General features: G+C 68.4%; 18 protein-coding genes. 5 read left to right on the top strand and 13 right to left on the bottom strand.

Annotated elements, in window-relative coordinates; all coding sequences use genetic code 11:
• Positions 1–88: 88 nt before the first annotated feature.
• Positions 89–1,135 carry a glutamine-hydrolyzing carbamoyl-phosphate synthase small subunit gene (gene carA / locus U5918_RS13950; RefSeq protein ID WP_336002018.1) on the top strand — a complete coding sequence of 349 codons (1,047 nt, stop codon included), beginning with the start codon at positions 89–91 and terminating at the stop codon, positions 1,133–1,135.
• 64 nt (positions 1,136–1,199) lie between these two features.
• Here the strand turns inward: carA and U5918_RS13945 are convergent, their stop codons facing one another.
• The 11 genes from U5918_RS13945 to U5918_RS13895 all read right to left on the bottom strand — a co-directional run bounded on the left by U5918_RS13945 (position 1,200) and on the right by U5918_RS13895 (position 13,308).
• Positions 1,200–2,147 carry a hypothetical protein gene (locus U5918_RS13945; RefSeq protein WP_336002016.1) on the bottom strand — a complete coding sequence of 316 codons (948 nt, stop codon included), beginning with the start codon at positions 2,145–2,147 and terminating at the stop codon, positions 1,200–1,202.
• 148 nt (positions 2,148–2,295) lie between these two features.
• On the bottom strand, positions 2,296–2,952 hold the full coding sequence (locus U5918_RS13940) for a DUF7978 family protein (protein WP_336002015.1): 657 nt from the start codon (positions 2,950–2,952) through the stop codon (positions 2,296–2,298).
• 86 nt (positions 2,953–3,038) lie between these two features.
• Positions 3,039–6,242 (bottom strand): carbamoyl-phosphate synthase large subunit, encoded by a 3,204-nt coding sequence (gene carB, locus U5918_RS13935; protein ID WP_336002013.1) that lies wholly within the window; start codon positions 6,240–6,242, stop codon positions 3,039–3,041.
• 120 nt (positions 6,243–6,362) lie between these two features.
• Positions 6,363–7,238 (bottom strand): phosphatase PAP2 family protein, encoded by an 876-nt coding sequence (locus U5918_RS13930; protein ID WP_336002012.1) that lies wholly within the window; start codon positions 7,236–7,238, stop codon positions 6,363–6,365.
• A gap of 4 nt (positions 7,239–7,242) precedes the next feature.
• Positions 7,243–9,030, bottom strand: a complete 1,788-nt coding sequence (locus U5918_RS13925; protein WP_336002011.1) for an ABC transporter substrate-binding protein — start codon at positions 9,028–9,030, stop codon at positions 7,243–7,245.
• A 344-nt stretch (positions 9,031–9,374) separates the two neighbouring features.
• Positions 9,375–9,602 carry a hypothetical protein gene (locus tag U5918_RS13920; RefSeq protein ID WP_336002010.1) on the bottom strand — a complete coding sequence of 76 codons (228 nt, stop codon included), beginning with the start codon at positions 9,600–9,602 and terminating at the stop codon, positions 9,375–9,377.
• Positions 9,603–9,778: 176 nt separating this feature from the next.
• Positions 9,779–10,312, bottom strand: a complete 534-nt coding sequence (locus U5918_RS13915) for a DUF5815 family protein (protein WP_336002009.1) — start codon at positions 10,310–10,312, stop codon at positions 9,779–9,781.
• 53 nt (positions 10,313–10,365) lie between these two features.
• Entirely contained in the window at positions 10,366–11,199 is an 834-nt protein-coding gene (locus tag U5918_RS13910; RefSeq protein ID WP_336002008.1) for a DUF7847 domain-containing protein, read from the bottom strand.
• A 100-nt stretch (positions 11,200–11,299) separates the two neighbouring features.
• Positions 11,300–11,713, bottom strand: a complete 414-nt coding sequence (locus tag U5918_RS13905; protein WP_336002007.1) for a DUF7124 domain-containing protein — start codon at positions 11,711–11,713, stop codon at positions 11,300–11,302.
• A 92-nt stretch (positions 11,714–11,805) separates the two neighbouring features.
• Positions 11,806–11,997 (bottom strand): multidrug transporter, encoded by a 192-nt coding sequence (locus U5918_RS13900; RefSeq protein WP_336002006.1) that lies wholly within the window; start codon positions 11,995–11,997, stop codon positions 11,806–11,808.
• A 60-nt stretch (positions 11,998–12,057) separates the two neighbouring features.
• Positions 12,058–13,308, bottom strand: coding sequence for an NAD(P)/FAD-dependent oxidoreductase (locus U5918_RS13895; protein WP_336002004.1), 1,251 nt, complete (start codon positions 13,306–13,308; stop codon positions 12,058–12,060).
• A gap of 201 nt (positions 13,309–13,509) precedes the next feature.
• Between U5918_RS13895 and U5918_RS13890 the strand changes: the two genes are divergently transcribed.
• On the top strand, positions 13,510–14,106 hold the full coding sequence (locus U5918_RS13890; RefSeq protein ID WP_336002002.1) for a DUF6149 family protein: 597 nt from the start codon (positions 13,510–13,512) through the stop codon (positions 14,104–14,106).
• 15 nt (positions 14,107–14,121) lie between these two features.
• Here U5918_RS13890 and U5918_RS13885 read toward each other — a convergent pair whose 3' ends face one another.
• Entirely contained in the window at positions 14,122–14,781 is a 660-nt protein-coding gene (locus U5918_RS13885; protein ID WP_336002001.1) for a hypothetical protein, read from the bottom strand.
• A 61-nt stretch (positions 14,782–14,842) separates the two neighbouring features.
• Positions 14,843–16,153, bottom strand: a complete 1,311-nt coding sequence (locus U5918_RS13880) for an NAD(P)/FAD-dependent oxidoreductase (protein ID WP_336002000.1) — start codon at positions 16,151–16,153, stop codon at positions 14,843–14,845.
• Positions 16,154–16,255: 102 nt separating this feature from the next.
• Between U5918_RS13880 and U5918_RS13875 the strand changes: the two genes are divergently transcribed.
• The 3 genes from U5918_RS13875 (at position 16,256) to U5918_RS13865 (ending at position 23,035) form a co-directional block, all read left to right on the top strand.
• Entirely contained in the window at positions 16,256–16,771 is a 516-nt protein-coding gene (locus U5918_RS13875) for a hypothetical protein (protein WP_336001998.1), read from the top strand.
• Between the two features lie 50 nt (positions 16,772–16,821).
• Positions 16,822–17,226: a hypothetical protein gene (locus U5918_RS13870; RefSeq protein WP_336001996.1), complete on the top strand. Its 405-nt coding sequence runs from the start codon at positions 16,822–16,824 to the stop codon at positions 17,224–17,226.
• Between the two features lie 433 nt (positions 17,227–17,659).
• Positions 17,660–23,035, top strand: coding sequence for a right-handed parallel beta-helix repeat-containing protein (locus tag U5918_RS13865; RefSeq protein WP_336001995.1), 5,376 nt, complete (start codon positions 17,660–17,662; stop codon positions 23,033–23,035).
• Positions 23,036–23,051: the final 16 nt, after the last annotated feature.

Raw genomic sequence — 23,051 nt, 5'->3', positions numbered from 1 at the left:
ACAGGAGGGCCGTACTTGAGGATTTCGAAATTCGTAACTGCGCTTCGAAAGCAACACTTATGGACGGCGGGCGGATACGCATCTCGTAATGACGGACGCCTACGTCGCGATCGAGGGCGGACGCGTGGTCGAAGCGCGCGCCCGCGCTCCGGGCACGACACGCGGAGAACTGGTATTCACGACGGCCTACACCGGCTACGAGGAGAGCCTGACGGATCCCTCCTACGAAGAGCAGATCCTCACCTTCTCGTACCCGCTGATCGGCAACTACGGCGTCCGGGAGGAACGCTTCGAGTCCGACCGGGTCCACCCCCGCGGCGTCGTCGCGCGCGAACTCACCGACGACGTCGCCGAGTGGCTCGCCGAGGAGGGCGTGCCGGCCGTCGACAACCTGGACACGCGCGAACTCGTCACCGGCATCCGCGACGAGGGCGCGATGAAGTGCGGCATCGCCGCCGGCCCGGACGTCACCGAACAGGACGCGCTCGACGAACTCGACCAGTGCGAGCACATGTCCGACCACACGGACATCGGCGCGCAGGTCAGCGTCGGCGAACCCCAGGTGTTCAACGAGGACGGCGACGGCGCGACGGTCGCGCTGATCGACTGCGGCGCGAAGGGCTCGATCATCGACTCGCTGGTCGAACGCGACAGCGTCGTCCACGTCCTGCCCTACGACGCCACCGAGGACGACGTGGCCGCCGTCGACCCCGACCTGCTGTTCGTCTCGAACGGCCCCGGCGACCCCGAGAACTTCCAGCAGACGAAGGATCTCGTGGACAGCTACGCGGGCGAGACACCCATGGCCGGCATCTGCCTGGGCCAGCAGGTCGTCGCCAGCGCGCTCGGCGGCTCCACCGAGAAGATGGAGTTCGGCCACCGCGGCGTCAACCAGCCCGTCCGTGACCTCCGCACCGATCAGGTCGTCATGACCACGCAGAACCACGGCTACACCGTCGCCGAACCCGGCGAAAAGCTGGAGGTCACCCAGATCAACGTCAACGACGACACGCCCGAGGGCCTGGAGAACGACGACCTCGAGATCATCACCCGCCAGTACCACCCCGAGGCCCACCCCGGCCCCCACGACTCGCTGGGCTTCTTCGACGACGTGCTGGCGATGGCTGAGGACTGACGGGAGAACGACGACGTCTGCCGACCGACCTTTCGAGAGGCTGCCTTCGAAGCGACCCGACCGCCTACACCGCACTCCGTCCGTCGGCCCTTATCTCGCCGAGTTCCGTCTCCATGATCTCGTACTCGTCGAGGTACTGGCTGCGGACCTGCTGGAGCCGTTGCTCCATGTTCTCGTCGTTGTTCTTGAGGGTCTCCAGCCGGCGGTGGACCAGGTCGACCTGGTCGGCGACCGCCGACTCGCCGCGGAGTTGCATGAACTCGGTCCGATAGGCGTCGAGCAGGAGTTCGGCGTAGGCCTCGGTGTCGAGGTAGGCGGTGCCGTTCAGTGACGGCTCCGGGTTCGTGAGGACGAGACGGGCGAACAGCCGCGGATGGGCGTCGATGAACTCGTTCGGGTCGACCCAGGGGTCAACGTCGTCCGCGCGCGCGGCGTCGGCGTAGGCCTCGGGAACGAGGTCGTCGATGACCTCGGGCGGGTCGGACAGCTCGAAGCCGTGCTGGACGATCCGTGCGAGGTCGACGTGCAGTTCCCGCCAGGCGTCGCGGTACTCGCGGCTGGCGGTGAGGAAGGCGCTGACGTCCGAGACCAGGTCGGGGTGGTCCCGGGAGATGTCGGCGACCACGTCGTCCGGGACACCGGTGTCCTCGATCTCCGGGTAGACCGGCATCCCGGCAGGCGGGTTCGTCCGGTTCCACCGGGAGCGGTTCGTCGTGAGCCACTCGAGGATGCGGTCGATGCCCGTCGCGACGACGCGCTTGACGTACGGCCGCCGCCGGAGTTTGCGGCTCTCGGCCTCCGCCGCCTCCAGTCGCCTGGCGTACCAGCCGACGATCACGAGCAAGACGACCGTCGCGAGCGCCGCGGCGACGCTCGCCAGCGTCTGTGCCGTCGCCAGGCTGTCGGTGAACGCCGTGATGAGGACGCTGACGACGATCCCCACCACCGCGATTGCCAGTACCTGCACCGCTCCCGCGAGTATCCGCGCCGTGCTGTTGTCCCTGTCTAACATACCCTCCCCTCCGATACGTCTCCCTTCTTACCTGTGCGGGTACTTAGCAACTGTTATCTGACGGGTCCGCGCGCGAGAGTTCGCCGCGGGGCGCATGGGTGACGCTCGCGAACTGTCGAGGGCTCGCAACCGGTCCTCCTGCCCGCCGTCAGCGGGGGGCGTCCCCGGTTCCGCCGCGCTTCCCGGCGAGGACGGCGCCGAACGTCCCGAACACGAGCGGGTAGAGCAGTCCCACCAGCAGGATCGACGGCAGCAGTTCGGGCCCGGCCGCAACGGAGAGGCCGGTCTGTCCCTGCACCGTCAGCGATCGGGAGTGCGCGAAGACGAACGCGCCGGCGACCGCCAGCGCGAGGTAGCCGATCGCGACGGACGTACCGCGGGCGGCCGACCGAGTCGGCGCCATCGCGACGGCCCCGCCCGTCCAGCGGGCCAGATAGCCCGCGCCGAGGAGTGCGAGGGCCGGCACGAGCAGGTACAGCGGTTCCGGGATCGTACTCGTCAGCCCGGAGACCGGGGTCGCGAACCCGTCGCCGGTCATCTGGAAGACGCTCGCGTGCTCGGTGACGCCGTCGCCAGTGGCGCCGCTGCTCGACTCGATCCGGACGGTGTGCGCGCCGTAGAAGACCCACCCGGCGGCCTTCCAGAGCGGGAGGTCTCCGGCCACCTCGAACCCGTCGACGACGGCGAACGCGAACGTGATCACGTAGCCCGCCAGGTACGCGCCGGCGCCGATCAGGGCGCCGTCCAGTAGCTGCTCGGTGACCGCATCACTGACGCGCCGTGACTGTCCCACTCCCCCAGTCATGCGGGGACGTACGACGGAATCGGTGAAATGGATGCTGCAACGTGAGAGAAAACGGAGAAGAGCGGGCCGCTACGGCGTGGTGGCGCTCAGTAGTCGCCCCAGTCGCGGGTGTCCTTCGGGCGGGCGGCGACGTCCTGGACGTTCAGGGGCTGGTCGGCCGACTCGATGGCCTCCAGCGCCGCCTCGGCGCTCTCGATAGTCGAGAAGTAGGTGATCGTCTCCTCGACGCACACCTCCAGGATCTCGCGGTTGCGCGAGACGACGAGGTCGATCTCGCCGTCGCGCAGGCGGGACTTGACCGCTTCGAGGTCGGCCTCGTCGAGGTCCTCGACGTCGAAGTGCTCCTCGAAGCCGATCACCGGCAGGTCGACGATGGCCGACCCTTCGAGGGGGATGGCCTTGCCGACGGACATCTGGGCCTTCTGGTAGGCCTTGCCGAAGGAGCCGGCGGTGCCCATGACCTCGCCGGTCGACTTCATCTCCGGGCCCAGGCGCGGGTCGCTACCCGGCAGGCGGTCGAAGGGCAGGACGACCTCCTTGACGGAGACCTGGTCGGGGATCTGCTCGTCGACGTCCAGGTCCTCGAGGGTCGCGCCGGCCATGACCTGCGCGGCCAGCTTCGCGATGGGGACGCCCGTCGCCTTCGAGACGAAGGGCACGGTGCGGGAGGAGCGCGGGTTGGCCTCCAGTACGTAGACGGTGCCGTCTTTCACTGCGAGCTGGACGTTGAGCAGGCCCACCGTGTCCAGCGCCGCCGCGATGTCCTCGGTGACCTCGCGGACGCGGGCGAGCGTCTCCTCCGACAGCGAGCGCGGCGGGATCATACACGCCGAGTCGCCGGAGTGGACGCCGGCGGTTTCGACGTGTTCCATGATGCCGCCGATGAGCACGTCGTCGCCGTCGGCCACGGCGTCGACGTCCAGTTCCACGGCGTCGGCGAGGAAGTCGTCGATGAGGATCGGCTTGTCCGGGGAGACGCGAACCGCCTCCTCGATGTAGGTCTTGAGGTCCTCGTCGTTGTAGACCACGTCCATCGCGCGGCCGCCCAGCACGTAGCTCGGGCGCACGAGGACGGGGTAGCCGATGTCGCGAGCGATCTCCAGGGCCTCCTGTTCGGAGGTCGCGGTCCCGCCCTCGGCCTGGGCGATGCCCAGTTCGTCCATCAGCTGGTTGAAGCGGTCGCGGTCCTCCGCGAGGTCCATCGCCTCGACGGCCGTCCCCATGATTTCGCAGTCGAGGCCGCGGCGCTCGATCTCGTCTTCGAGGGGCTCGCCGATGTCGACGGAGGTCTGGCCGCCGAACTGGACCATCACGCCGTCGGCGTCGGTGGTCTCGATCACGTCGGCGACCTCCTCGGCGGTGATCGGCTCGAAGAACAGGCCGTCGGAGGTGTCGTAGTCCGTCGAGACGGTCTCGGGGTTGTTGTTGACGACGTGGGCGTCGATGCCCGCGTCCTCGAGCGCCTGGACGGCGTGGACCGAACAGTAGTCGAACTCGACGCCCTGCCCGATGCGGATCGGGCCGCCGCCGACGACCACGACGCTCTCGACGTCGCGGTCGACCTGCACCTCGTCGCGGCCCAGTCCCGACAGCGGCTCGCGCGAGGAGTAGTAGTACGGCGTCGAGGCGGCGAACTCGCCCGCGCAGGTGTCGACCTGCTTGAACGTGCGGTCGGGCGTCTCGGCGTCGACCTGCTCGACGGTGACGCCGGAGCCGTCCGCGGACACCTCCTCGCTGTCGACCTGCTGTGCCTCGTCGCGATCAGGCAGCCAGGAGGCGTGCGTGTCGTTGAACTCGCCGCCGGCGATGGCGGTGATCTCCTGGTCGGTGAACCCTTCTTCGGCGGCGGTCGCGAAGTCGCCCGCCGCGGCGCCCGCGGCGGCGTCGGCGATCCGCTTGTAGCGTTCGAGGTACCACTCGCGGATCTCGGTGAGTTCGTTGACTTTCTCGATCGAGTAGTCGCGCTCGAAGGCCTCGAAGATCGCGTAGGTGCGGTCGGGCGTCGGGCGTTCGAGCCACTGGGATTCGAGTTCGTCGTCGCTGACGTCCGCCCAGTCGACCGCGGGGTCGTACTCGGAGGAGCGGAGGGCCTTGAGCATCGACTCCTCGAACGTCCGGCCGATGGCCATGGCCTCGCCCGTGGACTTCATGCCTGGGCCGAGTTCGAACTCCACGTCGCGGAACTTGTCCTTGGGCCAGCGCGGCACCTTCGTCACGACGTAGTCGATCGCCGGCTCGAAGGCGGCGGTGGTCTGGCCGGTGATCTCGTTTTCGATCTCGTGGAGGCGCTTGCCCATCGCGACCTTCGCGGTGACGCGGGCGATGGGGTAGCCGGTCGCCTTCGAGGCCAGCGCCGAGGAGCGGGAGACGCGCGGGTTGACCTCCACCACTCTGTATTCGCCGCCGGGCGTGCCGTCGTCGCGCCAGGCGAACTGGATGTTACAGCCGCCCTGGATGCCGAGTTCGCGAATGACCTTCAGGGCCGTGTTGCGCATCTCCTGGTGGCCCTCGTCGGGGATGACCTGGCTGGGCGTGACGACGATTGACTCGCCGGTGTGGATGCCCATCGGGTCGATGTTCTCCATGTTGCAGATGATGATACACGAGTCGTCGGCGTCGCGCATCACCTCGTACTCCAGTTCGATCCAGCCGTCGATCGACTCGGTGATCATCACGCGATTGTCGCGCGAGAGGCTGAGCCCCTTCCGGGTGGCCTCCTTCAGTTCCTCCATCTCGTCGATGACGCCCGACCCCGCACCGCCCAGGGTGTAGGTCGTCCGCATGATGACCGGGAGGCCGCCGACGGCCTCGACGGCGTCCTCGACCTCGTCGACGGACTCGATGGTCACGGATTCACAGACCGGTTCGCCGATGGACTCCATGCGCTGGCGGAACTGGTCGCGGTCCTCGGTCGCGTAGATGGTGTCCAGCGGCGTCCCCATCACCTCGACGTCGTGTTCCTCGAGGACGCCTTCCTCGGCCAGTTCGGCCGTGACGTTCAGCCCCGTCTGGCCGCCCAGACCGGCGATGACGCCGTCCGGTTTCTCCTTCCGGATGATCTCGGCGATGGCCTCGGTGTTGATCGGCTCGATGTACACCTTGTCGGCCATCTCCGGGTCGGTCATGATCGTCGCCGGGTTCGAGTTCACCAGGACGACCCGCGCACCCTCCTCCTGGAGCGCGCGGCAGGCCTGTGCGCCGGAGTAGTCGAACTCCGCTGCCTGCCCGATCTTGATCGGCCCGCTTCCGATCAGCAGGATCGTCTCCGCCTCGTCTGGTCCGTCTGTCATTGTCCGTCCTCAGTTCGCTCATCGTAATAAGCCCGGCGATAGATTGCGAGCATCGTAGCCGAATTTCGAAATTCGTATTGAGAGACGGTCACACGGGACCGGTGTCGGGCCGGGGGCGCCTCAGCGCCGCCAACTGGGGAGCCGGTCGCGCCAGCCGTTCGGGGCGAGGCGATCGAACCGCTCGCGAACGGCGTCGTCGTGCCGGTCGGAAAAGAGACGGATGCGCCGCGCCGCGACGACGCAGAACACCGCGAGGAGCGTCCCGGCGACGACGTCGACCCCCCAGTGGATCCCCAGGTACATCGTCGAGGCGGCGACGCTCGCCGCGCCGATGGTCGCGACGGGGAGCCAGGCGGGATAGGCGTCGCGGGTCCGGTAGGCCAGCAGCGCGACGGTCACGGACAGGGAGGTGTGCAGCGAGGGGAAGACGTTGGTGTTGCGGTTGATCTCGCTCGTCAGCAGTTGCGACCGCGGCCAGTTCGTGTACAGCAGCGGTTCGACCAGGTCGGGCATGAAGTTGCGCGGGCCGTAGGCGATGAAGGCCAGATAGCAGATCAGCCCGATCCCGTAGTTGAGGATGTACGCGACGACGAGTTCGCGCATCGGCCGCTGGTCCTCCAGCGCCAGGTACGCCACCACCGGGAAGATCATGAGGAACGCGTAGCCGTAGACGTAGACGAACGAGAAGTAGCCGGTCAGCGGGGGTGCTGCGAGCGACTGCACCTCCGCGACGAAGGTCCCCTCGATGGCGAAGATGGTACTCGTGATCCGGACGCCGACCAGCTGTGAGACGTCGTTGCTCACGTCCCTGACGACGCTGTTCAACAGGAGGACGACCGCGAGCACGGCCATCGCCGGGCCCGTCTCTCTGATCCGCTGGCGGCCGTCCGTCCACGTCGCTCTGAGTCGACGCGGGCCGACGACGATGAGCGAGGCCGCGACGAGCATCACCGCGACCACGCCGAGCACACGGATGGAGAGTTCGAGCAGTCCCATGGTGTCACCGTCCGCGGAGGTTCCCGTTCTCGTAGCGGTAGCCGATGTTCGCCCAGGCCTGGCGGACGCGGTCCTCGTCCAGTTCCCCATCCGTCCCTAGGAACGGCGTCATCGGGTGATCGCCGTTCCACTCGAGACTGGCTGGGACCCAGTCGGTGTCGGCCAGCGGGCTCGCCGCCGCCGAGGCGTAGCCGTCGTAAACCGTCTCGACCAGCGACTGGCGGTCGATCAGCCCGCTCAGCAGCCGGCGGAACTGGAAGTTCGAGAGCGGTGCCCGGCGCGCGTTGTACCCCAGGATGTAGTAGGAGTTCGAGGGCCGGGTCAACAGTTCGAGTTCCTCGGCGCTCTCGATGCGGTCGACGGTCTGGGCGCCGATGCCGTTGATCGCGGCGTCCAGCGTCCCGTCGGCCGCCGACTCGACGATGATCCCGTCCGAGACGTCCGCCCGCACGACCAGTCGCTCGAACGGGATCCCACCGTCCATCCACGACGGGAACTCGTCGCCCGCGTTCCGGTGGAGGAAGTGATCGTCGAAGCGCTCCAGGACCAGTTCGACGCCCGAGGGGTCCTCGGCGAAGGCCAGCGGCCCGCTCCCGATGGCCGGCAGGTTCTCGGTGACCAGCGCCTCCGTCACCTGCCCGCCGACGTCGACGCCGCCGATGGTCGCCGGTTCCCGCCGCTGTTGCCAGACGTGTTCGGGGAGCAGGGGGACGGTGAACGCCCGTCTGGCGACCGCCCGCGAGACGTCGCCGAAGGTGAACTCGACGGTCCGGAGGTCGACCGCCCGGACGTTCTCGACCAGGCTGGCCTCCCCCTGATACCGCGGCACGGGAACGAAGTTCTCGCTGTCCTCGGCCGAGGTGTCGGCCACGAAGTCGTACGTGAAGGCCACGTCGCTCGCCGTCAGCGGTTCGCCGTCGTGCCAGCGCTGGTTCGAGCGCAGGCGGACGGTCGCCCGCTGGCCCCCGTCCCACTCGTCGAAGGTCCAGTCGGCGGCCAGCCACGGCCGGATCCGGTCGCCGTCGTAGGTCCGCCCCAGGGGTTCGTAGAGCAGGTTCGTCAGGATCGTGTTGTCCCGGAACCGCACCGCGAGCGGGTTCAGGTTCTGGGTCTCCTCCTCGTAGGTCGTCCCGAACCGGAGCGTCCGCGGACTGGTCCCCGCCCCCGTCGTGGCCTCGAGGGCCAGATACCCGATCGGCGAGTCCAGATCGGCCCGGTCCCAGCCGGTGAACCGGTCGGTCCGCACGGCCCGGATCGTCTGCGGGAACCCGAGGATGCTGAACGGCTGGGTGCGCGAGATCGTCCGCTGGAGGCTCGCCACCGCGTCGCGGCGCGCGTCGCCGCTGGCCCGCCGCTGGCGGTCGAGCAACTCGTCGACCTGGAAGTTCGAGTACCCGAATGGGTTGCGCCACCCCGGCGAGGAGACGCCCGTCGAGTGCAACAGCGAGTGCAGCGCGTCCGGCCGCCGGGGAACGTCCGGCGTCCGCCCGACGAACAGGTCGAACTGGTGGTTCACGAGGATCTGCCGGCGGAGTTCGTCCTCGGCGGTCGGGACGATCCGGGCGTCGACGCCCGCGGACTGGAACCACGCCCCCACCGCACGGGCCAGCCGCTGGGCGTACGGGTCGGCGTCCGCCGGGAGCGTCTTGATCCGCACCGTGAGCTGCCCGCCGGAGCGCCAGCCCAGCAGCGCCTGGAGCCGGTCGAGACAGCCGGCGCTCGACCCGGCCGCCACCGTCGCGGCCCCGGCCAGGAGCTTCCGCCTGCCCAGTCCGTCTCCGCCGGCCGACATTGTGTTGCGCTTACGTTTACTCGTCGCCGCTATATCCCTTATGTATTCGACTACCGCTCCCGAGGCCGCACGAGCCGACGCGGTCGCCCCGCGGCCCCTCACGGACCGACGCGCGCCCGCCGTTCGGTGCCGGTCCCCTGCCGGACCGACGGCGCCCAGGCTCGCGGACGCGACTGCACCGCGCCGAGTCCGGCGAGTCGGACGACGACCGCGACCGCTACTGGCCCCGGCCTCGGGCAACGGGCCTCGCATATCGGTACCAGTGCGGACAGACCACCAAAACTATCCCGGTCAGTCCTACTCGACAGCCAAGAGGTTCCGTCCCGTTCCGCCCCGTGGACGCCTCAGGACCCGTCCGCGAAGCGGTACTTGTAGGGCTGCTCGCGGATGACCTCGACCTCGTCGGTGTCGGCGCGACGCCCCAGCACGGTCGCGACCTGGTGGGCGCTGTCGAACCCCTCGCCCGACTCCTCGAGCAGGGCCAGAATCTCTCGCGCCGTCAGCGGCTCGTCTGCGTCCGCGTCCGCACAGACGGCGCGGATCCGCTCGAACTCGCTCCGACGGAATCGCATACTATAGTCTTGGCCTGCAAACACATTAAACGGCGTCAGACACTCGTCAGACGCTCCGCTCTTCAGATCTCCGTGTCGTGTTCGGACTCGAACCACCGGTGGACAGCGTCCACCGACGTCCCGGTCGCTCCCGCTCCCGGGACTCCCCTGGGAGTACTCGCGGCCCACGACACGGCTCAGATCGCCGTGTCGTGTTCGGACTCGAACTCCCGTTCGGCCCGATACCGCTCGACGAACTCGCTCACGTCGAACTCGAGCATCTGTTCTTCGAACTCGGCCATGGCGTCGTCGTCGCCGGCGTGGCTCATGGCGTGTTCCATCAACTCGACGAGGAGTTCGACGACGACCTCGTGGAGCCGTCGGGCGTCGAAGTCGGTGATCCAGACGGCGCCGTAGCCCACGTCACCGTCGTCAGAGAGGTCCGCGCTCGCGACCAGTTCGGGGAACTCCTCGATGAGCATCCCCATCAGGTGAGCCGTCGTGAACTCGTCGAACTCGTCGGCGGGTTCGACCGTCGCCCGCAACACGTCGGCCAGCGACTCCGGGACGAACCGCCCCAGCGGGTGGACGTCCATCACGACCCCGTGGGCGTCGCCGCAGTCGCAGTCGTACTCCCGGACCCCCAGGTCGAGGTCGCGGGGGCTGACGGACTCGCCGCAGGCCAACTCGAGCCGGTCGCTCCCGCCGCCCGGGACGCGCGGTTCTGCCATCGCCGCCGGCTACCACCTGCGCCCGGTTAAACGCCGCGGGTCGCCCCGGCGAGTCAGACCCCGGCGGGGTCGTCCCACTCCTCGCCGTCGTCGAAATCCGTCGTCTCGTCAGTCTCCTCGGGCCCCCGGAGCTGTTCGTAGGCTCGCGTCGTCGCCGCGATGCCGAACGCGCCCGTGATCGCCCCGAAGGTCACGCTGAGGATGGTACTCGCCTCCGGCCCGAGGAAGCTCCCGAGGCCGCCGACGACGCCGACGGACGCGCCGAGGACGCCGAACAGCAAAATGAGGGCGAGCAACTGCCAGCGGTTCCCCTTCGCCCGGTCCCAGCTCTCGCTCAGCGCGCCGAGGAAGTTCTCGTCCTCGAGGGCGACCTCCTGCCGGACGAACAGCAGGGAGATGGCGACGAACGCGGCCAGGACGAACCCGCCCACGATCAACCCGATCAGGCCGACGACGAACGCGAGCGCGATCAGCACGAACGCCAGGATGCCCGCGACGAACGCGTTGAGCGTCGCCATCGGCAGCCGGTCGGTCGCGCCCGTCCACGGATCGTCCGCGTCGCCGGCGAAGACCCGCACGGCGACGACGCTGAGGGCTTCGGTCACGACCGCGAGCAGGAGGAAGAGCACGGCCAGAAGCGACGGTGCCAGCGAGACGGCAAAGGGGGTCGGACCGGTGGACTGGCGGAACTGCTCCAGTTCGCGGGTCTCGGACAGTTGCGGGCCCAACTCGTCGACCACGAACTCGACGAAGGCCACCGTCATCGACTGGGTGACGACGACGTTCGCGAGTCCGAGCGCGAGGAAGGCACCGACGAGCGTGAGGCCCGGGGCCGACGCCAGCCGATCGATTCCCTCGTGGAGGACCGCACCGATATCGATGGACATGTCGGGTAGACAACCACACGGCCCAAAACAGTGTCGTTCGGCGTCGGGGAGCGCTCGGGACGGTGCGCGGGGCGAGCGCGGACGATGCGAAGCGAGTCGGTCAGGGCCAGTCGTCGCGGCTGTCTTCGACCTGCTGGTCGGGGCCCTCGGGGTTGCCGAGTTCCCAGTCCGCCGCCTCGGCGGCGTCCTCGACGTGGAGGAACTCCCAGCCGACGGCGTCGGCGAGGGCCTCGTCCTCGTCGTCGGTACCGACGAAGACGTGGCGTTCGGTCTCGAACTGGCGTTTGACGTTCTCCAGGCTCTCTTCGCGGCCGCGCGGGCCCGAGAAGAAGTCCTGGCGGATCCGGTGTTTGCGCGTGAAGTTGGTCACGACGTAGGTCGGCTTCTCGGAGACGACGCCGACGTACTCGCTCCACTGGCGCGCGTCGTTGAACACCGCGTCCGGGTGTTCGAGCTCCTTCAGCGCGCTCAGATCGAACGCCAGGGTCATGTCGCCGCTCCCGCCACCGTTCATACCTCCCGGTGGGCCCGGGCCGGAGAAAACGCCTTCGGTACGGCCGCTCACCGAGGCGGCTGCGACGACGCGGCGTCACGAGGGACGGCGGCCTACCCCAGGTCGAAGCGGCGGTACAGTGTCCAGCCGACGGCGACTGCGGCGGCAGTGACGCCGAGGACCGTCGGAAGCGGGTCACCGCTCCCCCAGCGCCACCCGAAGGCGACGGTCCCGACGACGGCCACGAGCGCGACGAGCGCGCCGACCATCTGGAGGGGTCTCGATTGCGAGGGACGACCGGGCATGGTCGGCGGTTCGTCCCGATAGCTGAAAAATGTAGGTCCGGAACTCGACTGTTCGGTCGGCTACTCGGACTCGGCGGTCGCGGGGGCGTCCAGTTCGTCGAGGTCGACGCTCTGCTGGAGGAGGACCTCCTTCTGGTCGGCGACCTCGCGTTCCTCGCGGATCAGCTGCTTGTACTTCGACTGGGGGGCCAGGTCGCCGATGAGGACGCCGCCGACGACCTTGCCGTCCTTGAAGGCGATGCGGCGCCACTCGGTGTCGGAGTACTTGCGCTCTGCGTGGTCGTCGCCCAGCGTCGGGTGGCCGAAGGAGAGGAAGGGGAAGTCGAAGTGGGTGATCGAGTACGAGGAGACCCAGCGGAACGCTTCGGCTTCGTCGTCGGCGACCATGTTCTGGCCGGCGACGGCGCCCTGCTCCTTGGCCGAGCCCCAGGCCCCGTTCTGCGTGTACTCGCCGATGATGGTGTCGTAAAAGCGCGTGATGTCGCCCGCCGCGTAGACGTCCTCGACGTTCGTCTGCATGTACTCGTCGACGACGACCCCGTCGTCGAGTTCCAGGTCCGTGTCGCCGAGGAACTCGGTGTTGAAGTCGAGCCCGATGGCGACGCCGACGAACTCGCCGTCGAACTCGTCGCCGTTGGGGTCGACCGCGCCCGTGACGTGGCCGTCGTCGTCGACCGTGAAGCGGTCGACACCGGAGTCGAAGACCGGGGTGACGCCGTTCTCCGCGAGCGCGTCGTGGATGATCTGCGCCCCGTCGAGCGAGAGGGCGTAGCGCCACCAGCGGTTGCCCCGCATCAGGTAGTTCGCCTCCACGTCCTGCGCACCGCAGATAGCCGCCAGGTCGATGCCCAGCAGGCCCGCCCCGATGACGATGCCGGTCTCGGACTCGTCCGCGTGCTCCCGGATGGCGCGGGCGTCCTGGAAGGTCCAGAAGTGGTGGATGCCCTCGGCGTCCGAGTTTTCGACGGGGAGCTGCGTGGGCGTGCCGCCGGTCGCGACGAGGAGTTTGTCGTACTCGATGTCGTCGCCCTCGTGGGTGCGGACCACCTTCTCGTCGGTGTCGACGCCCGTCACCACGGTGTCGAGCGCGAGGTCGATGTCCCGCTCGGCGTACCAGTCTTCCTCGTGGATCGAGATGGGGGCCTCCGGGAGTTTCCCCTTGGCGAACTCCTTGATGAGGATCCGGTTGTACAGCGCCTCACCCTCCTCGGTGACGACGGTGATGTCGGCATCGGGGTCCTGTTCCCGGATCGTCTCCGCGGCGGAACTCCCCGCGATGCCGTCTCCGATGATGACGTGCGACGCGCTCATAACTCGTCGTTTGCATACCGGGCCTAATGTGCATTGCTATCCGAGAGAGTTTCGCGGGACCGTACCGTCGCGGGGTCGGACCCGGGGCACCCTCGCTTCCCATCCGCCCAGACCGGTCCCGAGTAGTCGACTCACCCGCTGGACCCCCGGTCGCCGCGAGTCGGGACGTTTTAGGCCGTTCCGGCCCTAGGCGTGTCACCGATGAAACTCCGACAGAACGTGCGCCACTGGGCCGCCAAGAAGGCGCTGACGGCGCCCGTCATCGGCCAGCGGGTCAACGACAAGCTGGTCGACCTCCACACGGGCATCTTCCTGGAGAAGGCAGACGCCGACCACCGCGAGGCCCGGCGCGCGCACCTCGACGAGTTCTTCGACGCCACGATGGACACCTACGTCGCGGCGCTCGACGCCGGCTACACGGAGGCCGAGGCCCGGGAGATCACGCACGTCCAGGCCAACTTCGACTTCTACAACCACGGCTGGACGGAGATGATGGAGTTCCCGAGCGACGAGCTCGAGGCCCACTACGACCGCTACGCCGACTTCTTCCAGCGCTGGGGAATCACCATCGACGACCCCCTGGGCGACTTCCGCCCCGCTGGCGGGATCCCCGAGGCTCCCTCGACCCCCGAGAAACTCGACGACCCCGAACACCCTCACGCCGAGGGCGGCTTCGCCGACGACGTGTACGTCGAGACCGACGACGGCGAGGTCGTCGTCGGCGGGCAGGACGAACCCGAAGACGTCGACCCGAGCGAGGCGCCCGGCGTCGACTCCGACGAGGCCGGCGCGGACTGACCGGAGAACGACCGATTATCGCTGGACCTCGAACAGCGCGACGCACTCGAAACGGGTCGATCCGCCCGCTTCCCCGCCCGGAGATCCCGTGATCGCGAACGCGTAGATGCCCGATTCGAGGTCTTCGACCAGTGTCATTTGCTCCTCCCGCTCCCCTGAGGGGTGGGTCTCGACGCTCAACCGCCAGTTGTAGGTCTCGCCGTCCGGGAGAGTGTACCACGGTTCGACGTATTCCTCGGGCGCGACGTGTTCCCAGCCGTCGGCCGTCCGACGCTTTATCGACCAGGCGTAGGGGTTCAGGCCGAACGAGCCGCCGGACTGGTTGTGGAGCGTGAACGTGATCGTCTCCACCGTGTCGTCGTCGGTCGTCGGCTCGAACAGTTCCCGGTCGGGTTCAACCCACACCTCGGTCGACCCGGTTTCCAGCGCGTGGAAACAGACCGTCCGGTCGACGCTGTCGCTGAAGGTGGGACACTCCTCCCCGTCGAATCTGCCTGAGGGGGCCGTCGGGCTCCGTATCTCGTCGGTTGCGGTCCCGGCGGGTGTCTCCGTCCCGCCACCGGTCCCCGGTCCGTCTGTATCGGTCGGCGTCGATCCGTTCCCGGACCGATCGAGACACCCTGCAGTCGCGACCGTGGCCGTACCGAAGGCTGCCAGTACTGTGCGGCGTTTCATGCCCGATCGGAGACGGCCACGGATAACCTGTCTTCTGGTGAGTCAAAGGCCGGTTTGACACTCACCGGCGTGCGAGCGCGTCGGCGGCGGCGAACCCGGCCTCGATGGCCCCGTTGAGGCTCCGTTCGGGGTACTGGGCGCGGCTGGCCATGCCGGCGTAGGTGACGCCCTCGGCGACCGGCTCGGAGAGGTCGTAAGGGATCACCATATCGAGGTAGCCGCGCTCGTAGACCGGTGCCGTCCGGGGGTTGCTCGCTGTTTCGACCCAGTTGAGAGTGGTCGAGTCGAAGCCGGGGAACAGGTCGGCGATGCCCTCGCGCCAGTGGTCCTCGACCTCGTCGTCGTCCATCTGCCAGAGGTCCTCGTCGAGATCCTGGACGTAGCTGGCGGTGTAGTAGAGGTGTTCGCCGCCGTAGCGCTCGGGCGGCACGAAGTTCGTGTGCTCGATGAACACGCCGAAGGGCGCCTCGTCGGCGACGTTCAACCAGTAGGTGTCGGTCAGTGACTCCTCGAGGCTCCAGACCGAGCAGACCGTCCCCTGGAAGTCGATCTCGCAGGGGTAGCCGGTGAGTGCCTCCAGCACGTTCGGCATCGCGGCGACGACCACGCCGTCGACCTCGTGGGACTCGGATTCCCCGGCGGTCTCGACGGTCAGCGACTCGACGGCCCCGTCCGCGGTCGCGAGGTCGGTCACGCGTGCGCCTGTGGTCACGTTCTCCCGGCCGACGGCCTCGACCAGGGCGTCGAGGAACGGCGCGAACCCACCCTCGGGATAGCCCAGGATCTCGCCACGGAGGAGGTCGCGCTCGCCGCGGAACTTGACCCGGCCAAGCAGCCAGGCGGCGCTGACGTCGGCTTTCCGAGAGCCGAACTTCGCGTCCAGCAGGGGCTCCCAGAAGTTCTCGTAGACGCTCCTGGTCGTGTGCTCGTACAAGAAATCCGTGACGGGCACGTCCTCGAACGCTTCGAGGTCGTCGTAGGTGTCGAACGAGGGGAGTCCGCCGCGGACGTCCACCTCCATCGTGAGCATCGTCAGCCGGAACTTGTCGTACAGCGAGAGGTGCGGGTAGGCGAGGATCTCCCAGGGTTTGTCGAGCGGATGGACCACGCCGTCGACGTAGTAGGCGTTCTTTCCGACGCGCCACTCGATTCGTTCCCCGAGTCCCAGCTCGTCGGCCAGTTCGACGATGGTCTCCTCCGACTTCGAGAGGTGGTGGTAGAACTTCTCGATGGGGTCGCCCGCGGTCTCGTAGACGGCCGCGAGGCCGCCCACGTCGTCGCTCGCCTCGAACACCCGTACCTCGTGGCCGGCCCGCTGCAGCCGGTAGGCTGCGGCCAGTCCCGCCACCCCGCCGCCGACGACGCCGATCATGTCGACCCGTCCGCCCGGCGGGCACATGTGCGTTGCCTTCGACCGCGCCGGGACAGTCACCACGCCGGCGGATTTTTATACCCCGCGTGCGCCGGTGTCGCCGTGTCTCGACGCCCGCTCGCCTGTGCGCTGCTGTTCGCCCTGGCGCTGCTCGCGGCCGGCTGTACCGCCCCCGCCGAGGACCCCGCGACCGGGACGAACGTCTCGGTCTCGGTCACCAACGAGCACGCGTCGGCCCAGGAGGTCCGGATAGCCGTGGTGACCGGCGAGTACGACGGGATCGACCTCACCTACCGCAACGGCTCGACGCGCCGGGTGGTCGGCTCGAACGTCTCGGCGATTCCGCCGGCCGCGCTCGCGAACGTGACCGACTTCGCCGTCCGGGGCGACGACGTCCAGCGCCGCTCCTACCGCCTCACCCCTGGGAGCGGAACGGGTGCGACCTACGGCGTGGACGGCCCCGCGACGGTCGTCTACGCCTACTGGCCGCGCGGCGGCGAGCGCGTCACCGACTACGGCCAGTTGGGGTGCGGACAGTCGAACGCCGTCCTCGACGCCCGGCTCGTGATCGGCGCGAACGGGTCGGATTCGGCCACGGTGACCTGTCGCGGCGGTTAGTGCGATCCACTGACACAGCGGATATACGTTCTCGCGTCGTACCCGAGGCCATGGACGAGATCGAACTCGACCAGGCCACGATCACCTACGAGGACCCCGATGAGGGGACGGTGACGGAGACCGTGGACAACGAGAACGTGGTCTACGCCCGCGACCACTGGATGGTCAAGACCGGGACCGACGACGAGGGCAACGACCTGATGCACCAGATCCCCAAGGAACGCGTCCACCGGGTCTCCCGGAACGTGGAGCAGTTCGAGGAACAGGCCCAGACCGTCCGCCACCGCGTCGAGTCCTTCGCCAGCGACATCCGGGAGCGCCTCCCCGTCGACATCGGTGAAGGCGACCAGACACACGGAGAGACGCCGCCCTCGGACAGCACGACCGTCCAGATCGAGACCGATCCCGAGGAGCGCGAACACCAAGGAGAGTCCGAAGCCGAGAGCGAGTCCTGAGGCCCCGGAGCGGGACTGGCCGCGTCCGGCTCGGGTGATCCGTTCTTCCGCCCCGGCGGTCTGCCAATAGAACCGCCTGCCGACGTCCGCGACCCGCGTCGGTCAGTCCCTCGTCGTGTCCGGCCGTGCCCGGGCCGTGACCGTCAGCTGTCTGGTGAGCGACAGCAGTCCTTCTGCGGCGGGTTCCGCAGTCCGTGGCGGGTGTCGACGGTCGGACCTGTGGACCGCCGCCGACGCGCCCCGCTCTTCTTCCACCGCGAGAGTGATTATTCAAAGATTATTTACGTTTTAATTACAGCTATCAGAGCAAACATGAAATGCGGATGGGGGACGTCATGACGCCGCGAACGCCAGTGAACGTCGATTCGAACGGGGGGCGCGCTCCCCTCGTCGGTACATCGCGGTTCCGACACGAAGGGAGGGCGGCGGGCCGATGAGCCGGCACGGATCCGGACGGTCGATCCTCGTTCTCGGGGTCGTCGCGATGACGGTCTTCCTCTCGGTCGGCGTCGCCGCAGGCGCGTCCGCTGGAATCGAGGCGTCGTCGTCGGCCGGCAACTCGGGCGGCGAGACGGTCACCGACTGCAGACAGCTCAACGAGTCGGGGCTGTACGAACTCGGTGGGAACATCACGGCCGACGCGACCGAGGAGTGTCTCTTCGTCAACGCGAGCGACGTGATCGTCCACGGGAACGGGCACTGGCTGAACGGGTCGGTCGACGGCGGTGCCCACGGACACCCCATCGCCGTGCAGGGGTCCCCGACCTACCCCGACTCGCGCCCCGGCAAACTCTCGAACGTGACGCTACGAAACGTCCGGGTCGCCAACTGGTCGCAGCCGGTCGTCTTCAACGCGGTCGAAAACGCGACCGTCGTCGATTCGGTCCTCCGGGACGGGTTCAACGTCGGCGGAACGCGGTCCGGGAACGGGTTGCAGATCAACGACGGCTCGAACGCGACGGTGGTCGAGACACGGGTCACCGGCTTCCCCGGCCGGGGGATCGAACTGTTCGACGTAGCGAACGCGACGGTCACGAGAACGGCGGTCGTGAACAACGGCTATCAGGGCGTGATGGTGAACGACGGTGACGACAACGCGATCCGGAACAACACCATCGTCGGGAACGCCCACAACGCCCGTGGCGGTAGCGCGATCCAGTCGAACGGGCCGCTGGCGGGGCTGACGATCAGGGACAACAACGTCAGCTACAACAACGGTAACGGGATGAAACTCGGCGGCTCCGAGGGCGGGCTGATCGCGAACAACACCGTCCGCTCGAACAATCACGGCATCCTCCTCCACAGCTGGGGCAGCGGCAACAACACGATCCGTGACAACACGGTCGCGGACAGCTACCGGGTCGGCATCTATCCGCGCGTACCACACACGGTGGTGGAGGACAACAGAGTCGTCGACAGCGGGAGCCACGGAATCAACTTCCGCCCCAGTATCAACGGCGACGCGTCGTTCGGCGTCGCCCGGAACAACACGGTCCGCCGCAGCGACAGCGACGGAATCGTCGTCAACTCGGCGCGCAACGTCTCGCTGGTGGAAAACCGCGTCGCGAACAGCACCGGAAACGGCCTGCTGCTCCAGGGGGACGTGCCCGAACTCCGGGCCACGGGAAACCTCTTCACCAGGAACAAGCGAGGGATCAGCGTCAAGACCGACACCGCGTCGGGGACCGTCGAACGCAACGGGTTCGTCAACAACAGTCAGTGGGGTGCCCACTTCCTGTGGGACGCGGTCGAGACCCTGAATCTGGAGCACAACATCATCACCGGGAACGGTGACCGGGGCGTCATCTACCGCCAGGACGACGACGGGGCGGTCAGCGCCACGAACAACTGGTGGGGTCACCCGAGCGGGCCAGCGAGTCCGGGGAACGGGAACCTGACCGATCCGGAGACGGGCGCGGTCGCGAACGGGACCGGGGACGTCGTCTCGGAGAACGGCTCGACGGGGGTCGCGAACGTCCGCTTCGACCCGTGGCTCGAAACCCCGCCGACCGTGCCCTTCCGGACCGAGGGCCCGAGCATCACGACTGACACTCTGCCTCACTCGAAACTGGGCGCTGATACCTCGTCCCGGATCGACGTGCGGAGTTCGGCGGCGGTCGATTCCTTCGCGGTCGTGAACGGATCGCTGCCGGCCGGTCTCGAACTCCACGACGACGGGGTCGTCAACGGGACCGCCGGCGAGGTCGGTACCTACACGTTCACCGTCCGGGTGACTGACGCCGACAACGCGACGGCGAACAGGACGCTCACGAAACGCGTCTCGGCGACGATCCCCCAGGCCGACCTGGAGATCGAGAAGGAAGGCGGTCGCGCGGTTCCCGGACGCAAGCAACTGTATCTCATCAGGCTCACCAACACGGGCGACACCGTCGCCACGAACCTCTCGATCGAGGAGTACCTGGAGCCGTGGTTCACCTTCGCCGAGTCGAACCCCGAGCCAGACTCGCTGAACACCACCACGACGTACAACGGGACGGCGGCAGGCTTCGACGACGACCTCACGCGGACCACGATCCGGTGGAACCTCTCGGACCTGCAACCGGGTGAGAGCCACCTGCTCACCTACCAGGCGCGCCTCGACGACGGACTCCCGGACGGCATGACGGTGACGGGGGAGGCCTGTGCCAGCGACGGCACACCCTGTGATACGCGCTACAGGCGCTGTCGACGGGTCGGGGCACAGAAGTGCGACGACGAAGTCGGTGCGCTCGCGCAGGCCTCGAAGGTGCAGGACTGCCTGACGGGCAGCATCTCCGAGTGTATCGCTTCCCACGGACTCGACTCCGTCCAGAGTTGCAAGGACGCCGTCAAAGGCGCCTGCAAGGCCCGGTACCAGAAGTGCAAGGACCTGAAACAGACCGAGAACCTCCGCGGCGACGAGCACCTCACGCCACCGTGTGCGCCCGACGAGAACCAGGTCGACGCGGCGACCGACCCCAACGAGAAGATCGTGGGGACAGATCGATACATCACGCCGAACACCACGCTGCCCTACGTCGTCCACTTCGAGAACGTCGGGAACGGGACGGCGACGAACGTCACGATCACCGACCGGCTCCCCGACGCGCTGAACCTCTCGTCTGTCGAGGTGTTCACCGCCGACCGGACGCGCGTGTCGCTGAACGCCAGCGACCCCGCGACGCTGTTGAACCGGAGTCGGACCCGGACCCGCAACGTCACGCTCGGTAACGAGACCGTCACGCGCACGGAGACGGTCGTCGAACGCCACACGGCGTCCCTCGACGGCCGGACCGTCGAGTGGCACATGCAGAACGTCGACCTCGCGCCCAACGAGACGGGGTCGGTCCTGTTCTCGTCCGACTCGGCGGACGGCGTCGCCGACGGCACGCGGATCGAGAACGACGCAACCATCGAGTTCGACGAGGTGAGCAGTCTGACGACCGACGACACGCTCAATATCGTCGATCGGACGGCCCCGAGCTGTCAGGTGTCGCCGCTGCCGGCCCGCAGTCCGCGGACCGTCACGCTCTCGTGGACCGGGGCGGACCCGACCGGCGAAATCGACTACGTCTCGCTGTTCGTCTCTTCGGACGGCGGGGAGACCTGGGAGACGGCCGCCGCGGGACTCGAAAACGAGACCACCTCGTTCCGGGGCGAACTCGGCGAGGACTACCGGTTCATGTGTACCGCCGTCGACACCGCCGGCAACCGGGAAACCCAGACCCCGTCGGCGGAGGCCAAGACGACTGTCGCGGCGGTGAACGTGACCGGAACCGTTCGCGAGGCGGATGGTGACCCCGCGGTCGCAGACACCGTGACCGTCGCCGACGCGACGCGCGGATTCGGCCCGGTCGTCGTCGAGGACTGGAACGGCACGGTCTGCCGGCTCATCGGCCTCGACGGCGAGGTCGTGACCGACGGCGCGGGCCGGTTCGACCTCACGACGGAAACCGGCCTCCCGAAGGAACTCTCGTACTACCAGGCCCATCCCGCGACCTTCCCGCAGCGCAACGGAACGGCACCCACAGACGCGGAGGCGTTCCCCCGGGACGGCTCACCGGACCTGTTCGGACTCGCACGGCTCACCCCGACCGGTGACGTGGACCTGGGAACCGAGCGGCTCCCCGACGCGCATCCGGTCAACGTGACCGTCGTGACCGAGAGCGGCCCCCCCGTGGAGAACGCATCGCTGCGAGTGCAGCACACCGCGGAGACCGGCGCCCGCGCGGCCATCGTGTTCCCGAACGCGACGACCGCCGACGGCCGGTTCGTCCCGGGGGCGTCGGACACGCCGGGAGTGGAGGTGACCGGCAACGTCAGCATCGCGGTGCTCGTGCCGAACGAGAGCCGCTACGACGGGCGCTTCTACGCCCGCTCGCTCGACGTGGACTCGGCCCGGAACCTGACGATCCGGGTGAACGAGACAGACGACTCGCCGCCGGTGATCGAGCGGTTCGACTCCTCGCGCGACCCGCGACCCGTGGGCCCCGACGCGCCCACGACGATCACGGTCGACCTCGACGACGAGACCCCGGGCGACGCGACCCTCTCGATCAGTCGCAACGGGACCACGGAGACGGTCTTCGAGCGTGACGTCTCGGCGGCGTTCGACGATCGAGTCTCGTTCGAGTGGAACGGAACGAACGACACCGGCGCGCCGCTTCGACCGGGTCGGTACGACCTCGTCCTGACCGCCCGGGACGCGCTGGGTCACGAGACGACCCGGAAGCTCACCGTCACCCGCCGCGGCTCCGGCGACGAGAAGCGTGAGGATCCCGACAACGGAAACGACGGCTCCAACGGGAATAGCGGTTCCAGCGGAAACGGCGGCTCCGGTGGCGCTGGCGGCGGCTCCGGGAGCGGGTCCGCCGGAGGCGGCGGCTACTGGACCGGCCCGGACGACCCCGCTTTCGCGGTCGAGGGGACCGTCGCGTCGCGGCTGGTCGCGGTCGGCGACCAGGTGGCGATCGATGCAACCGTCCGGAACACCGGCGACGCGACCGGCGAGTTCGACCTCGGGCTGGTCGTCGACGGCGAGGTGACGGGTGCGAATCGGACCGGCGAACTCGACGCCGACGAGGAGACGACGCTGCAGTTCCGGTACAACGCCACCGAACCGGGCGTCCGCGACCTCCGGGTCGGCGAGGCTGATCTGGACCGTCTCTCCGTCGTCGACGGCGTCGAGTCGGTCGCGGACGCGCCGATCGAGAACGACACCGCGACCTTCACCAACGGGACCGTCGACGGCGTCGAATTCCACGGCGAACAGTCCGGGGTCGTGAGCGTGGCCCATCGGGCGGCGGTGCCCGACGGCGACCCGAGCCCCGAGGGCCCGATCCTCGCGGTCTTCGAGATCCACCCCGAAGCGGCCGACGACGCGTCGGCGACCGTCCGGTTCGGCCTGGCGCGCAGCGCCCTCGACGACGCCGACGTCGCGTCCGAGGACGTGGAACTGCTCCACTACGCCCCCGAGTCCGGCGAGTGGGAACCGCTGGAGACGCGCGTCGAACGCGCCGGCACCGATCGCGTCGAATTCGCGGCCGATAGCACGCTCTCGCGGTTCGCGGCCGTCGGTCGACCGGCCGGCGACCAGCAGAACGAGACCGAGACACCGACGGAACAGAACGAGTCCGAGACGCCGAGGGAACCGACCGGGACGGTGACGCCCATCACCGAACCGGGCCCGGCGGCGGACCTGACGCCGGCCCCCGACGGAACCGCGTCAGAAGACGCGACCACAGACGGGGAGGGGACCGGATTCGGGTTCGCGGCAGTACTGGTCGCCATCGCGCTACTGGTGACTGTCGCGACGCGTCGGCGACCGTAGGGCCGCCGGCGGAATC

This window comes from Halorientalis sp. LT38 (genome assembly GCF_037031225.1).
GTDB lineage: Archaea > Halobacteriota > Halobacteria > Halobacteriales > Haloarculaceae > Halorientalis > Halorientalis halophila.
The sequence above is the reverse complement of the archived record's forward strand: the minus strand, read 5'-3'. Positions and strand labels throughout refer to the sequence as shown.